This is a genomic window from Achromobacter aegrifaciens (assembly GCF_902859965.1).
Lineage (GTDB): Bacteria > Pseudomonadota > Gammaproteobacteria > Burkholderiales > Burkholderiaceae_B > Achromobacter > Achromobacter aegrifaciens.
In genome coordinates, this window is the sequence record NZ_CADIKO010000001.1 from 1,292,510 (window position 1) to 1,307,969 (window position 15,460).

The following is a 15,460-nucleotide window of genomic DNA, read 5'->3' on the forward strand; positions in this document are numbered from 1 at the left end:
GAGCCTGAACTTAAAGAGTCCAGTACAGGAGGTCGGACTGAAGCCGTTTGCTGTCGAGCACGGACTTCAGGTCGCACACCATGCCGTCGCTCTTGACCAGCGTCGGCAGGTCGTCCCAAAAGGTGTTCATGGTTTCACGGTGCGGCACCGCCAGGATCAGCACATCCATGTCGCGGAACTGGTCGCGCTCGACGAGCTTGATGCCGTACTCGTGCTCCATCTGTTCCCGATCGGCCATCGGGTCGCACGCGACCGGGGTGATGCCGTAGGCGCCCAGGGCGTTGTAAAGATCGACCACCTTGGAGTTGCGGATGTCGGGCACGTTTTCCTTGAACGTCATGCCCAGGATGCCGACGCGGGTCGTGGCATTGAGGCGGCCGTTGCGGGCCAGGGTCTGGACCACTCGCGAAGCGACGTGGCTGGCCATGCCGTCATTGATGCGACGGCCCGACAGGATGACCTCGGGGTGATAGCCAAGCTCCTGCGCCTTGGACGTCAGGTAGTACGGATCGACGCCGATGCAGTGACCGCCCACGAGACCAGGCGAAAACTTCAGGAAGTTCCACTTGGTGCCGGCGGCTGCCAGCACTTCCGAGGTGCGGATGCCGACCAGATCGCAGATCTTCGACATTTCGTTCATCAGCGCGATGTTGATGTCGCGCTGCGTGTTCTCCAGCACCTTCGCCGCCTCGGCGACCTTGATGGAGGAGGCGCGGTGCACGCCGGCGTCGATGATCTTCTCGTACACGCCGGCAATGACTTCCAGCGATTCCTCGTCCTGGCCGGACACGATCTTGACGATCTTCTCCAGCGGATGCTCGCGGTCGCCCGGATTGATCCGCTCGGGGCTGTAGCCCAGCTTGAAATCGACGCCGCAACGCAGGCCGGACACCTTCTCCAGCTCCGGTCCGCAGATTTCCTCGGTGGCGCCGGGATGGACGGTGGATTCAAAAACCACGATGCAGCCGGGGCGCAGCACGGGGCCGATTGAGCGGCAGGCGCGCACCAGCAGCGAAAAATCCGGGTTGTTCTTTTCGTCGACGGGGGTCGGTACGGCCACGACGAAGAAATCGCAGCCTTCCAGTTCCGAGATCTGGTCGGTGAACTGCATCGGGGAGGCAAGCAACACGTCGCGTTCGATCTCGCCGGTCCAGTCATCACCCTCTTTCAGCCGTGCGATTCTCCGCTTGTCCACGTCAAAGCCGATGACATCAAAGCGCTTGGAAAATGCGACGGCTACGGGCAGGCCGACATATCCAAGGCCACACACTGCGATTCTCTTTACCACGGGGGACCTCACTGTTTTCGTCGTGTCGAAGACACTAGAAATTGACACCCGGGGGCACGAAATCGATGCAGAATCGAATATGTTTGCCCCGGTTCGGGCGGGCGTATTGCTTAAGAATATTTACAGCTCGATACTTGATTAGGCGTACCAAGCGGCGAGCCAACGAATCGTATAGGTGGCAAACAGCAAAATTCTTTCTAAATATTTTTATTGCTGTGCAAGTAAGTCGGATTCGTCGCAATAAACCCCGGGAAATCCCTCAAACAATTACATTCATTACATAAACCGCAACATGGCCGGCCAACGAGATTGTTAGCAAATATATAAAAGGGTTTTTGTTGGTCCGGTTTAACCAAAATGAAAAAACATAATGGCGGCGCGGGGTTATTTATTAATAGCTCGGCGCAATGTCATATTCAAAAACAGCCTGGCTACAGTCATTATTCAGAAATAACAAAGCCTGACTCCCGTTTCCCGGACAAGTAAGTATTCGCACACGCGCCGCCCAAAGAGCAAAAAGCCCACCGGGCGGGTGGGCTTTTTGCTCAAGCAAGGCATCCTCAGCGTCCCCCAGCCGGGGATCGCGGTCACGAGGCGCTTGGGGCTGCTGCCGGAGAAAAGTCCGGCGCTGCGTCATTGACTTCATCCGCAATCGTGCGCAGGAGCGGATCGCCGTCGTCATCCGGCACATGAATGACCGAGCCATGGAGTTGCGCCCGCAGCGCATCCCAGCGCGCTTTCAAGACCATCCAATTATGCTCGTCGTATGTGCCCTGGAACACAATCGGCAGGATGTCGATGCGAGGCAGTTCGCTGCCGCGGACACCTTTCGCCACCGCCTCCTCGAGCAGTTGCTCCCAGCGGCTGCCCAGGCGGTCCACGCGTCCGATCTGCTGCTCGACCACGGCGGGATTCCACTCAGGGTGCAGGAGCAGCACGGTCCGGCATGCTTTATGCAGATTCAGTCCTTCGCGGCCAACCACGGACTGCGCCACCAGCACCCGGGGATAGCTGTCCTGACGGTTGAACGCCATTTGCAGCAGCCGCCGCGTGACGTGTTTGGTTTCCCCATACATCAGGCGCGCGAAACCGCCCTGCGGATGGCTGTACTCCTCGTCAAAGCGTTCCGCCAGTTTGGGCCACAACGCAGCCGCGCCGGCTTCGTTCAAGCCGGCCTCGCCGCGTTCGTCGACATCCTCGCGGTCCCTTGCCGCATCGACAAGATGCACAAATGCGTCGGCCCAATCCTTTGGCCGCGCTTCGTCGAGCTTCAGCAATTCCACCACCGCGCGCGTGACGGAGGCGTGACCAACCGGATTGCGCTCGAACGCGTGGAACAGGCGCTTGGCGGCGCTGTCATCGGGATATGTTGCCAAACCGGCCTTCAGCATATGGAACAACTGATCGCGTGCCGATTGGCGACGGTTTTCGAGATCCTCGTATTGACGCTTCAACTGCGCATTGATGCTGTCGATCGATTCATCCCGCAGGATGCCCAGCTGCCTTTGCGCAGCCTTGACTGCGTCGTGTTCGCTTTCGCGCACGCCGCTCTGCGGCCAGGGCGTGTTGTCGCGCAGGGCGCGGAGCATCTGACGCGCATTCAGCAGCTCCACCAGCTTTTTCATCGGCGCGGTGTAGCGGCCGAAAACCAGGACTTTCTCCCCTTTGTCGTGAACAGTTTCGATCTCCCGGACTGCTCTGCAGATGGCCGGATGGTCGAGCAGCACATTCTCATTCCTCAGCGCCTGGCGCATCACGTCCAGCCACCAATCCACGCGCCGAGACCGGGCGGAGTCCGAATTCGGCTCGTCCTCCAGCAGACGGTCCAGCGCCAATTGGTCGCGGTCCTCGATTTCGTCCTGCTGAAGCTGATCGATAATCTTGGCGATGCCGTGGCCGTTGCCCATGGTCAAGCGCAGCCGTTGCGCCTGGGGCGCGGTGCCCTGCGCGGCGGCGAGCGACAAGGCCTCCGCCGCGCACACCACCTGCCGCCAGGCCGGTGACAGCTCCGCCGGATCGATGATAAGTGGTCGTTCCCGACGATAGGCGTGAGGCGGCAGCCCGGCGTGGCGTGCGAACGCCTGTACCGATTGCGCTTCGCGCTTGTCGCGTCGCAAGAGATATGGCGACAAGGTCCGCTCGAACGCGCGGGCCGCGATTCGATAGTTTTGTCTTTTTCCCCCATCGCTCGGTTGTGTCTTGACCTCGTCGACCGCCTTTACGTAGTCGCCTATCGCACGCGTTGTTTGCCCGTGATCCGGCAAACACCGGCCGTTGGCCGTCTTGACCGCGATACGGTCCAGCACGTCCTGCCATTGTTCGGCGTCCAGTTCCACCGGGGTGGCCGTCATGGCCAGCTTGCGTCCGTCGGGAGGGGCCAGGGCGACGTTGTTCAACAGGCGAGACAGTCCCGTCGCGTCTCCCCGGCTCTTGTGCGCTTCGTCGATGATGATGAGATCGAAAAAGCCCAAGCCGATACCCACGGCGCGTTCCAGCGCGACACGCAAGGTGCTGCCGGAACTGTACTGGCCGGGTTGCGTCGCCGCCGGCCAGGGCGCCTCGTCGACCAATGTGTTCAAGAAATCGACGGGGGTGCCCCCGGTGCGTTTTGCCCACGCCGAGATATCGGCGGCCGCGGCTCGAATCCGCGGGTCCGACAATTCCGGCGTCGCGTGGAAATGTCTGGGATATCGGCCATCGCAGACTTTGCGCCATGTGGCGTACAACAACGGCAGCAATGACCAATAGGGTGCGCGCGTGCCTCCGCCGATGCGCCAGTTGGCGATTTGATGCGATAGCAACACCACGCTTTGGGTCGACCAGAGCGGCGCACCGCCCTCCCGGGGATCCCAAGGCTTGAAGTATTGGTTCAGGCTTCTGAGCAGCGGCGGGCACTCCACACCGCCGTCATGCATTTCCTGCTCCCATTGGAAACCCAGACCGGGCGGCACCAGCACGGCGACCCGGCCCCCGTGGCGTACGACGGCGGAGGCTAGCGCAACGGCAATACGGGTCTTGCCCATGCCGACCTCGTCGGCGATGACGACCCCGTTTTGCGGAATGCGCCTGGCCAATGCCGTCAGGCTGCGGCGCTGGCCTTCGTTCAACGACCACCCCTCTTTCCGGGATCCATCGGTTTCATCGAACGAAGCGATCAGTGTCTTCGCGACTGCGTTCCAATCCATTATTTCTCTTCTCCAAAAGCCACATACGCTTCTTGCGTCAGAGCCCAGGATTCAGCGACGCGCTGCAGCGCTTCCTCGTAGCGTCGGCCGTGTGGGTTACGGGCATCGCAGGCATAGTTGGGGCGGAATGCCGCCTGCCGCAGACAACTGAGCGGATTGATCTTCAACTTCCTGAAATCGGCCAGCACGGCGCTGCCGCTCGCCTGGCACAGTGTCTGCTCAAGGCGGTGGCACCAGACCGCCCAGTCGGGGTCCGCGACCTGCACCTGTTTCTGGGCGATCAGTTCCAGCTGTGTCATCATCGTCCGGATCGCGGCCGTCTGCGACGCGCTGCCCGCGCTGCGCACCTGGCTTTTCCTGCCAGATGCATCCGTTTCGTCGTCGTCCCCGCCATCGCCGTCGCCGGTGTCTATCGCGGGAAAGCCCAACAGTTGGGCAGCCAATTCCTGGAGTTCCAGTTCAGGCAGTTCAGTGGCGGCGATGCGGCCGTATTCGTCGATCACCGGAACCAACCGCTCCTGGTGATCCGACGTGCCCCAGCGCAGCCTGACCTGGCGTGGAGCCTCACCCGGCCACAACCAGTCCAGCCCCAGCCGGACGCAGGCTGCCCCATCCGAGCCCAGCACCTTGACATCTACGGTATTGCGCCCCGGCGCACGCAGCAGTCCACCGTCAGGCGTTGGCAGCCATTGCAAATACGCTACCGGCGCGGCAAGGAAGACGTCGTCGTGCTCCGGCATCGGATCTCCGGCCTGAAGCTGTGGAGGGATCGTGCAGGCGTCGCCGTTGGGTTGAATCGGCAGCAAGACAGTCAGAGCCGGAACTGACGGATCCTTGGATGGGAACCATTGAGTTCTTGGCAAGGAAAAGACCACACCCGCTTCAAGATTGCCGCGGGAGGGTCCCGCGCGCTCGATAAAGCCCGGGTTGGTGAGGTTTCCCGAGCCCAGGTAGAGCCAGCCGCTGGTGCAGGCCTCGTTGCCGCTTCTGCCTCCGAGCAGAAATTTCGCGTGCAGGGTACGGCGCGAGTCCTGACCAAAGACGCGTTCGGGCTGGCCCGGCGCCGCGACGTGCCAACGACGCTGCGCCATCGCATCCCGGCACACGGCCACCGCTTGGCAGCTTTCCGGGTTGACGTAGACCTCCACCCGAGCTGTGTGCGTCAGCATGTCATGGGCGCGCAGCGTGTCTTCAATTCGGGCCAGTACGGTAGGCACCTGATCGGGCGCTCTGTCCGTCTCCGCCTGAGGCACATCCTCGAAAAAGCCCGATGCCATGGCCAGATAGTTGCGGCGCCCCTTGCCAGCGTGCCGCGCTATCAGTTCGGGCAATTGCTCGAGCAAGCCGCGCGAGCGGTTATCGAAGAATCGGGACTCCTGCCCGTGCGCACGCGAAACGCATTGACCGATCCAGCCGTTGAATTGGCCAACACGGTCTGCCGCGCAGGGATTTTCCAGCATGGCGTCGAAGATGCGGAGATCGAAATGGGACGCCAGCCAGTTCAGCATTTCCGATGCAGCCTTGATGTCCGCGCAGCGCAGCGACAAATCGTGCGCATCCCCTTCCAGGTCTTCGGAAGACAGTTCAATCGACCACGCAAGGTCCAGGCTTTCCTCGACTGTCTGCGTGGTCCAGTTGCCGGTCGAGACAATCAGGCGAAGCCGCCACGAATCAGCCCCTGCCTTGCGGAAACCCAGCAGGGCGACTTTGGCGTGCATCAGCTTGAATGGCTGCCCATTGGTTAGGCGCAAGGGCAGGTGGGCCACACCCGGCACATCCAGCAGCGACAGGGCTTCATGCTGGGGGTCCAGGATCAGGCCCAGGGAAATCTCTCCCGCCTTGGCCCGCTGGGCGTGGGTGCGGCGGACGAATCGCTCGGCCGCCTCGTCGAGGAACAAGGCATCAGCGGAATAGCCGCATACCCAGCCGAACAGACCGTCATAGTCGTCGGGCGCGTCGAAAAGATGCAATAGGGACGGCGTCATGCTGCGGCCTCCTCCAGATCCCGGTTCACGGCGCCGTTGGGCAAGACCTCTTGCTCTTCCAGCAAGTCGCGATTGAGTGCGTGGAGGTTGCGCACCCGGTAGGACAGACCGGCAGGCCAAGCGATCACGCCCTCGGCCTGGCCCGCAACGTCTGGATCATCCGGCGCGGCGAATGGATCCGGTGTTTCCGCATTCCGCACGACGCGGCGAAACGCCGAGCCGGGCTTGACCTGGCGGCCGACCAAGCGCAGGACGCGACCGTCACGGCGCAGCAAGTGTTCGAGTTGTTCGGGGTTCGACGCGAGGGCGCACTCGCGGCAAAACACCATGGCATCGGGGTCCGCATGTGAAAACGCCAAATACCGTTCCGCGGAACGCCGCAGTTCCGCCAGTTCGTTCGTCAGCATCCCAGCAGCCTCTTCGACGCGCATAGTCTCCTTGGACGCCAATGCGAGCGCCCGTTCCAGCTCGTCGAGCACGAACAAGGCCTGATCGCGGCAGGCCATGAGTTGCGCGCCTGCCCGCAGGTCCAGCCAATGTGCGTCATCTGCAATCGCGGCCGGCCGGTCTTCCCAGCGCATCGACGTCGCGGGCGGGTTGTTGCGCACATCCTCGACCCATTGCAGCGCAGCGCGGCGCCGTGTCTTGTGCGCAGTGCTTTCGTTCCCGGCGCCGAGTATCAATTGCGCATGGAGCAGGCCGCGGGCCGCGGCCGACAGCGGCATGCAGGGGGATAGCAGTTTGACGAAGCGCGGGGGCCAGTTGACGGTCTTTCCCAGTACCCAGTTCAGCAGTTGCGCCGCGATATCGTGACGGCCGCCGTCGCCGCATGCCAGGGCAATCAGCTTCTGGCCGATCTCGTTGGTCGACAGGGCATTGAATCGCCGGCTTTGTCCCTCCACGAGTCCCAGCGGCATCAGGCTTTGGCCGACCGCCATGCGCATGGGCTGCGAAACATAAAAGCCGGGGCGACGCAGGGTACGGAAATCCAGGGTATGCTGCCGGGGAAACTTGTTGATGCCCCGCAAGCGCGGGTGCTGCGCCCATTTGTTGTCTTGGTAGCCGAGCCAGCAGGCTAACGCCTCGATCGCGTTGGCGCATTCGATATTGCTGACCACCATTCTCTCGTTGCGCGCCAGTTCAGCGACGCGAATGCCGAGGATGGCGAGGAATACCTGCTTGCCAAACCAGACACCGCCTGTGCCCGGCACGGCCAGTTCATTAAAGCGCCGCACGGCGCGTCCTATTTCCAAGGTTCGCGTACGCCGCTCTCCGCTCAGCACTGCCGGACCTAACAAGCCCCATTGCATAGTCACCTGCCCTGTTTGTGGATTCAACACACCGGTGCGCGCGGGCACTCGGCACAACTCTGATCAAGCTCGCCGCGCAAGCCCACCCATGCTTATGCCGGTGCGATTCGCACCGCGCGGGCGGCGACCGGCAAGAACAGCCAGCGCTCCCGCACCGGCTCGCCCGACATGGACTCCACGGCATGCGCATAGGCCTGAAGCTGGGCACCATGCGTCTGGGCCAGGCGCTCGCCGTCGTCGACCGCCCGCGGGTCGGCCTTGTGGTCGATGAGCACGTGGCCGGCACCGACGCGGATCAGCATGTCGATCTGCCCTCGGACCACCGTGCCGTCCTGACCCAGCACCTGGATCGGGAGCTCCGCGCGGGCGATGCCGTCGGGCCACTTCGTGCGCCACCAGACCAGGAAGGCCTCGACCTGGTGGCGGGCAGCCGAGGCGCTGACGGCCGCCGCGACACCCCAGCGAAGCAGTATCTCGCGGACCTGGTCGTCGTCGATGGCCGTGTCGGGGTCGGCCAGCGCGCAGGCGATGCAAGCATGCAGCGCCGATCCCAGAGCAGTCATGTCCGTGGCGGAATGCACCACGAGGCGCCTGCCCACTTCCTCCACCTGTTCCACCCGATACTGCCCCCCGCTGGATGCACTGGGCGCAAACCAGAGACGCGGAAATGCTTGGGACCGGCCCGCCGGAAAGTAGTGGATGGCTTGGGCCGCGGGCGCCGGCGGCGCCGCGAGAGTCTCGTCGAATTCCCAGGTTTTGGCCTCGCAGTCCACGATCTGGCCGTCCATCACGCGCTGTCCGGACGGTCCCCAGAGAGTTCCCGTTGCGGCGATCGCGTCGAGCCACTGGCAAGGCGGATCTGCCTCGGCACTCTTGGTGCCGCCCACCAGCACGAGCAAATCCCGGGCACGGGTGACGGCCACGTAGAGCAGGCGCGTGTTTTCTTCCAGCGCTTGCTGCTCCATCAGCTTGCCGGTGACCGACGCTTGCGCGTCCTCGATGACCTGCACGGCGGAACCGAAAGGATTGACCCAGTGATGTATGTGACGGTTGGCGAGGGGAGCGGCCGCGTCGAATGCGCCTTGGGTATGCGAGCGCACGCTCCAGAGGTCGGTACGATGCGCATGGTCCATGCCGATCATGATCACCACCGGCCATTCCAGCCCCTTTGAGGCGTGGAAGGTCATCACCCCCACCGCGCCATCGGCCGCCTCGGCGCGGCCGTCCGCAGCGCTTTCAGCCAACCCCTGCAGCCAAAGCAGCAGGCCGTTGACCGTGGCGGGCTGACGCGAACCATGGCAGGAGGTTTCATACTGTTCCGCGAGCGCCAGCAACGCTTCGACGTTGGCGATGCGCACACGCGCCTCGCGCTCGTGCCCAGACCATCCGTGAATCCGCTGCGCCACGCCGGATTCGGCTTTTGCCAAGCGCAGCGCTTCGCGGGGTGTCAGCGACATCAGGCGTGAGCGCAGGCTTTCCAACCGAGTTATCAACGGATGCGCGTCCGTACCCGACACCTTCCACGCCGACGCCTGGATCTCGGCCTGCTCCTGCGCCAGGAAGGACAGGCGATCCTCCAGCCACGCCTCCGGCCGCAGCGACCCAGTCAGGCCGACAATCATGGCCGTGCTGACGGTATCACCGGCATCCTGCAGCCGCCGCAAGCAGGCCAGCACCAATTGAACCTCGGGCGTGCCCATCAACCCTGGGCGTTGTGCCGCCGCTGGCACGCCCCATCGGCTGAGTGCATCGACAGCGGCGGTGACGTGGTCATGCTTGCGACACAGCACGGCAATATCACTCGCCCGCAGTCCCCGCGGCTCGCCGGTTTGCTTGTCGATGATCTGGATGCCGCGCGCCAGCAGCTCGGACACGGCCGTGCCCAGCGCATCCAGCGAGATCGTGCGCTTTCTGGGCCCCATCACGAATGACCAGTTCAATAGCTGCGGCTGTCCTGGCAGGGGCACACGCACCGCCGTGAGCGCGGTGTCGGAGCGCGGTGCGGGCTGAAAGGCCGGCACGAAGACCTCGTTGGCCAGTCCCACCAACGCCGGCGTCGACCGGTAAGAGGCCGACAGTGGTGTTCCCATGGTGCCGCCCCAACTTTCGACGGACGCGAGGATCTGCTGAATCAAGGTCGAATCGGTGCCGCGAAAACCGTAGATTGCCTGCTTGGGATCGCCGACCCAGACCGAGCTTTTGGCGAGCTTGGCCAATTCGACGAAGATCGCCAGTTGCAACGGGTTGGTATCCTGGAATTCATCCACCAACACCAGGTCCAGTTCCGCGGCCAGCGCATCGCGAACCAGGGAACTGTCTTGCAGCGCACGCAGAAGCAAGACTTCCTGATCCGTGAAATCGACGACACCCAGTTCACGCTTGGCCTCAGCGAATGCCTGCAAGGCACGGCCCGCCAGGTCAAAGGCGCTTTCCAGGTAGCGGCGCACATCGTCATGGAACTGACTGTGGGTGGGATGGCGCGCCGCAAGCTCATGCAGCGCAGTCAGCAGGGAGGCCTGGCCGGCGCCCGCTTTCAGCTTGGAAAGCTGATGCCAGACATCCCAGGCAAGCCCGCCGCGAGCCAGCGCGCTCCGGGTACCCCGGATTTTCTCGATCGCATCGTTCAGAACCTTGGTTTTCTCGCCGGCTTGCTGCACTTGCTTGAGGGCATGCTCTGTGGCGGCGAGCGTCTCTTTCAATTCGGCATCGTAGTGACCTAGCGGACGGGGCCAGCAGGCCAGCATGGCGTCCGCATTGCGCCTACCCATTGCCACCAGGTCGGCTGGGTCGATATTGTTGGCGCGCGCGGCATTCATCACTGCGTGCAGGGTCGCCGTCAGGGCGGCCTCATCCTGCCCCAGGCGCTCGGCCAGTTGCACCAGGCTTGCCGCGGCGCCCGCTTCCTGCACGCTTTCAACGGCGACGCTAACCAGCCGGCGACCCTCGTCTTCGGTCAGCACGGTCTGGTCGGGAGAAATGCCCAGCTCGAAGCAGAAGCGCTGGATCAGGCGCCCGCACACACTGTTGACCGTACCGATGCTGGCCTGCCCCAGAGCCGCCGCAAGGTCAAGGCGGCGCTGTTTCAAGAGCGTGGCGCGCGCGCGCTCGCGCAGCTCGGAGGCCGCCTTGACCGTAAAGGTGGTGGCCATGATGGCGGCCGGCCTGGCCGCGCCGCTGCTCAGACGCTCGGCCAGCAGGCGGGTCAGATAGTAGGTCTTGCCGCTGCCCGCGCCCGCGCGCACGAATTCGACGTTCATGGGTTGCTGTGCCATGATTTACTCCCGATTGCCAAACAAGGCCGTGAATTCGCCATGCCATGGCGCGGTCTCGCCCAGGGGCAGGCAGTCCTGCGGCGGAGGGGCGGGCTCGGGGTCCAATCCCCGCGCTATGACGTCGACCCGGCCTTCCTGCCATTGCCCCACCCGCCAGGCCCAGGACGCGCGGGCTTGCATGACCAAATGCGCCGAATTGACCTCGTTTTGGGGCTGGATGACGCGAGCGTCCGGTCCGAACAGATCTGGCGTTGTTGTTAGTAGCGTGGCCTCGCGGAATGTGAAATAACCGATTGCCACGGGCGGCTGGCCCAACTCCTGCCGGATCATGTCCGCATACAGCGCGAGCTGAAGGAAGCGGCCCTCGGCCAAGGCCTTGCGGTAGCGCGTTGCCCCCGACCACTTGAGATCCAGTGCGGCGGTCCGCCCATCGGCCAAATGCAGCAGCAAGTCCGCGGAGCCATTGAGGTGCAGGGCACCAACCTGTCCTTGCAACGGTCGCTCCGGCTCGACGCGGGTCACCCCGGCATAGGACAGATGGCGCAGCAGGGCGCGGAGCGCGTGACGCACCGTATCCTTGAACTGCAACAGGCGGATGCTGTTGCCCGGCGCCAGCAAGGGCATGCCTTCCTGCTCGAGTACGCTATCAAGTTCAGGCTCCAGCCATTCCCCCAATTCCCGCTCGCTCCAGCCCAGGGCGTCACCATTGCCAAATAACCGCTCGACCAATTGGTGGGCAAGATTGCCGAACAGGCGATTGTCCTTCGCGACGCTCATGGTCCGGCCGGCCCGCAAGCGTGCCGCGTATTTCAGCACGGCAATCGCCGGATTGTTGAAGTGCAGGTCCAGCGAGGTGTATGACTGCGACGACAGGCGCGTCGGCACCGGATAGGCCGCGCGCCAGGCGGCCGCCGTGTCCAACTCCCAGAGCCCGCTCGCGCGCGGCAACGGCGCGCTGGCCACGGGCTGGAGCTTATCGCGCATCATCGGGTGAGCTTCCAGCGGCCAGACCGGCAAGCTCGGCGCCAGCATGGTGACGAGTTGCCAGGCGGGGTGGTCCTCGGCAGGGGCAGGGGGAAGCATTAGGATCAGGCGTTCGGCCGCGGTCAACAAGGGGCGCATCCATAGCGACGCCAGGCTGCCCATGACCCGCGCGGTATCGACCAGCTCCACGCCGGCCTGGGCCAGCGCATCGAGTTCGGCACGGCTCCACGGGTGCGGCGCGGGCAGGCGCGGCGCCGCCGGCATCCACCACACCACCTCGCGCGCCGGACCCAGGGCGCAGGCTTCCGGCGCGACAGCGCTAACCATGCAGCCGGCTTCCGCCACGGCCAGATTGTTGCCGCCGTTGGCGGTGGCCTGCGCGCACAGCTGTTCCAGCAAGCGGGGGCGGACCGCGCCGACGCCATCGCGTTGCAGCGATTTGAGGCTGCCGAGTACGGCCGCACACTGGCTGACCGCTGCGCCGAGGTCACGTGCCACGGCCTCCTTCGCGTCCAGATGCCGTAGGCGATTGCGCAGCGCCTCGCCCAACGCATCGACGCGCTCGATGGCGTAGGCGATCGGCACGCCAGCTGCGCGCGCGTGGCGGGGCGATTCCAGCCAGAACTGAATGCGCTGCGCAAGTGCGGGACGGACGTCGTCAGGCGCAGCAGCGAGCACCTGTTCGCGTACCCGCAGCCATTCGGGACCACCTATCCCGGGCTGTTCGGCGAACGCCGTGGCAAATGCTCGCCGCGCCGACGCAGCGAAGGGGCCGATAGGGTGCATGAGGAAATCGAGCAGCCGCGCCGGCTCCAGCGGCGCCCAGAAGGTCTCGAAACAGAGCGGCAGGGCCTGCAATGCCGGGCGCAGGGCGCTGGACTCGTCAAAGCCGCAAGCGGGCACGCCATGGACGCGCAAGGTGTCATCCAGCGACGGACCGTGCTGCTCGCTAACCAGCAGCGGCCTGACCGGGCTGGCATGGTAGTGATGTGCGAGCCAGTGCTCCGCGGTTTCGCAGGATTGGGGCCGTACAACCGTGATCGTGCCATCGTCGCCGTTCAAGTCGATCAAGGAGGGAAACGCGTCCGGTGTCGATACGGCGCTCAACACAGCGCGTTGCAGCCGTCCCAATTGCGTCGAGGGTGCGGCGGACGGGAGCGGCTCGCTGCCGTCTCGCAACGCGAAGCGCGCCAATACACGGCGCCACAGGGCGGGAAACAGTCGCTGATCCTCGAGCAGGTTGATCTCGCTCAAGGGAATGCGACGCTCATCCAAGCGGTGCAGCACGGCGTTCAGACGCTCGCCTTCGCCCGCCGGCAGCAGCCCGACCGCGACCTGCTCGACGGCGGCCATGTCCGCCAGGCGGGATGGCCCGCCGGCCGGCGCCGTGCCCGTCCATCCGCCCAGTACCCACTCGTCGCGCCATTGCAGCAGACGGGCGGCGGTGCCGATTTCGTCAGCCGCCAGGCTGTCATGAAAAAAACGTCCAGGTCCTTCCACTTTGCGCAATGCCAGCAGAAAGGCGGCCGTGCGCTCCGCGATGCTTACGGGCAGGCCGGACAAGCCCAGCCAGGTTTCCAGCATGGCCAGGAAGGCGGCCCGACCCAGCGTCACGCGGCCGAGGCCAGTATCCGGATGCGGGCCTAGCCATTTGTCCACATGGAGACCGAGGGTAACGCTCAACCCCGTGCCTGCAATCTGCGGTTCTTGTTTCACGCTCACTCTCCAATCGTATCGGTCATGGCCGGCCGCGTCAGGGCGACTGCGCGCATCAGACGCGCGCCAACAATTGGGCTGCCGCGCCTTCGGACAAAACCAGCACCAGTTTCATGGCGGCGCGGGTTGCGCCGACGAACAGACGGCGGACCTCTTCGTCGCCCAGCGATTCAAAGTCAATCTCCGACAACACCACCGCTGGCGCCGACTGGCCCTTGAAGCGGTGCACGGTTTCGGCCACCAGCACGCCCTCTGAATGCTGTGGCTGTCCCTCGGCATCGTAGGTGCCGAGAAATTTCTTCAATGCGTACGGACCCAACTGGTCGTAGACAAGGATGCGAGAGCTGTCGCGGCCTCGAAAACTCAGCAAGGCGATATCGGAAACGGCAAACCCGGCCGACAGGCACAGGCTCACGCCTTCCTTGACTCGGTCCAGCAGTTCCGCGTTGTCGCGGTAGACCAGGAACTCCAGTTCGTGGCCGGGGAGGGGCGATGCCGACACCAGGTTCGTGTCATCCGGGACCAGGGCCTGTAGCAGTTGCACCACCGCGCGCGGACTGCGGAAGTTCTTGTCTGCGCGCAAGCGCGTCCATGCCGGCAGCACGGCGCCAGCATGGCGATACAGCTTCTGCATCGGGTCTTCAAGCCACAGAATACGGGCGTCATCGTGGGCGTGCCGCAAGATCAGATCCAGCCAGTCGGCCTTGATGTCCTGGCCTTCGTCCACGATGACCGTATCGAAGACCATGTCTGGCGGCACGGGCAGGGCCGCGCAGGCGGTGACAAGCTGTTCGAACGCCCGTGCGCCGTCCAGGTCCGGCCGCGCGCCCGACTGCCAGACCAGCCGCGCGCACAGCATGTGGAATGTGCTCACCATGCCGCCCGCCGGCACGATGCGGGAAATATGGTCTGCCAGTGGCCTGTTGAAGCACAGATACAGCGGCCGCAGGCCGGCGTCGATCGCCGCGCGGAATTCCGCCATGGCCAACTGCGTCTTGCCGGATCCGGCCGTGCCGATCACCCGCAAGCGGAAGGGCGTCATGTCGATCTGGCGCGCCCAGTACGCCAGGCCGCTGGAAACCCGCGTCATCAAGGCTTGCGCCTGACCCACCAGGACACTGGCATCGGCCTCCAGTTGAATGACGTCGCACAGAAAGCGGTCGATCCGCATATACCCAGGACCATCCAGACCCACGGGAAGAATTTGCTGGATCACCGCGCAAAGATTCTCGCGGCGGCTGGCGTCGACGATACGCTCCGCCACCACGCCGGCGGTGTGCGGCGATTGACAGAAGTAATCCGGACAATAGAGCAGATGCTCGATCGTCAAATATTCATCCGGAATCGCCTGCGCCACCTTGTGGCGAAAGCTGTTCACCGTCCGTCCCATCTGCGCGGGCACGGATTTCAGCTTTCCGCCATAGTTCTTGGCCAAACCGTCCGGGGTTTCCTCCAGCGGGCCGCACTTCTGCTCGACCAGCATCATGTAGCCGGCGCGGTTCACGATGACGAAATCGACTTCGCCATGGATGGCATGAGCGCGTTCGATATTGGTCCAGTGCACCGCGTGATAGACCGTGTATCCCTCCGGCAAGCCCTTGGCCAATAGCTCCAGGGTCTCGAATTCCCGGCGCATGCCGCCTATGGCATCCATGGCCTGCCAACCATCCGGCACCAGACGCGCCATCGTGCTGTACTCCCTTTGCGAAAAGCATCACCG

Annotated in this window: 7 protein-coding genes; all 7 read right to left on the reverse strand. The window is 64.0% G+C overall.

The genetic code is table 11. The features are described from left to right. Window positions 1-10: 10 nt before the first annotated feature. The 7 genes from HV793_RS06025 to HV793_RS06055 all read right to left on the reverse strand — a co-directional run bounded on the left by HV793_RS06025 (window position 11) and on the right by HV793_RS06055 (window position 15,427). The gene (locus HV793_RS06025) at window positions 11-1,270 is read right to left on the reverse strand and encodes a nucleotide sugar dehydrogenase (protein ID WP_119449874.1); all 1,260 of its coding nucleotides are present in this window, start codon (window positions 1,268-1,270) and stop codon (window positions 11-13) included. 605 nt (window positions 1,271-1,875) lie between these two features. Further along, the gene (locus HV793_RS06030) at window positions 1,876-4,473 is read right to left on the reverse strand and encodes a helicase-related protein (protein ID WP_175212827.1); all 2,598 of its coding nucleotides are present in this window, start codon (window positions 4,471-4,473) and stop codon (window positions 1,876-1,878) included. After that, on the reverse strand, window positions 4,473-6,458 hold the full coding sequence (locus HV793_RS06035) for a phospholipase D-like domain-containing protein (protein ID WP_175212828.1): 1,986 nt from the start codon (window positions 6,456-6,458) through the stop codon (window positions 4,473-4,475). The genes HV793_RS06030 and HV793_RS06035 overlap by 1 nt, the downstream gene beginning before the upstream one ends. Then, the gene (locus HV793_RS06040; RefSeq protein WP_175212829.1) at window positions 6,455-7,693 is read right to left on the reverse strand and encodes a hypothetical protein; all 1,239 of its coding nucleotides are present in this window, start codon (window positions 7,691-7,693) and stop codon (window positions 6,455-6,457) included. Before HV793_RS06040 ends, HV793_RS06035 begins: the two co-directional genes overlap by 4 nt. Window positions 7,694-7,860: 167 nt before the next feature. Next, a complete protein-coding gene (locus HV793_RS06045; RefSeq protein ID WP_175212830.1) occupies window positions 7,861-11,040 on the reverse strand; it encodes a UvrD-helicase domain-containing protein in 3,180 nt (1,059 codons plus the stop codon). Window positions 11,041-11,043: 3 nt separating this feature from the next. Further along, window positions 11,044-13,740: a PD-(D/E)XK nuclease family protein gene (locus tag HV793_RS06050; RefSeq protein ID WP_175212831.1), complete on the reverse strand. Its 2,697-nt coding sequence runs from the start codon at window positions 13,738-13,740 to the stop codon at window positions 11,044-11,046. A 55-nt stretch (window positions 13,741-13,795) separates the two neighbouring features. Then, window positions 13,796-15,427: an ATP-binding domain-containing protein gene (locus HV793_RS06055; protein ID WP_175212832.1), complete on the reverse strand. Its 1,632-nt coding sequence runs from the start codon at window positions 15,425-15,427 to the stop codon at window positions 13,796-13,798. Window positions 15,428-15,460 lie beyond the last annotated feature (33 nt).

Excerpts from the sequence above, each read along its gene's own strand:
- HV793_RS06035 (WP_175212828.1), bottom strand. The coding sequence starts at position 6,458 with ATGACGCCGTCCCTATTGCATCTTTTCGACGCGCCCGACGACTATGAC.
- HV793_RS06045 (WP_175212830.1), bottom strand. The coding sequence starts at position 11,040 with ATGGCACAGCAACCCATGAACGTCGAATTCGTGCGCGCGGGCGCGGGC.
- HV793_RS06030 (WP_175212827.1), bottom strand. The coding sequence starts at position 4,473 with ATGGATTGGAACGCAGTCGCGAAGACACTGATCGCTTCGTTCGATGAA.
- HV793_RS06055 (WP_175212832.1), bottom strand. The coding sequence starts at position 15,427 with ATGGCGCGTCTGGTGCCGGATGGTTGGCAGGCCATGGATGCCATAGGC.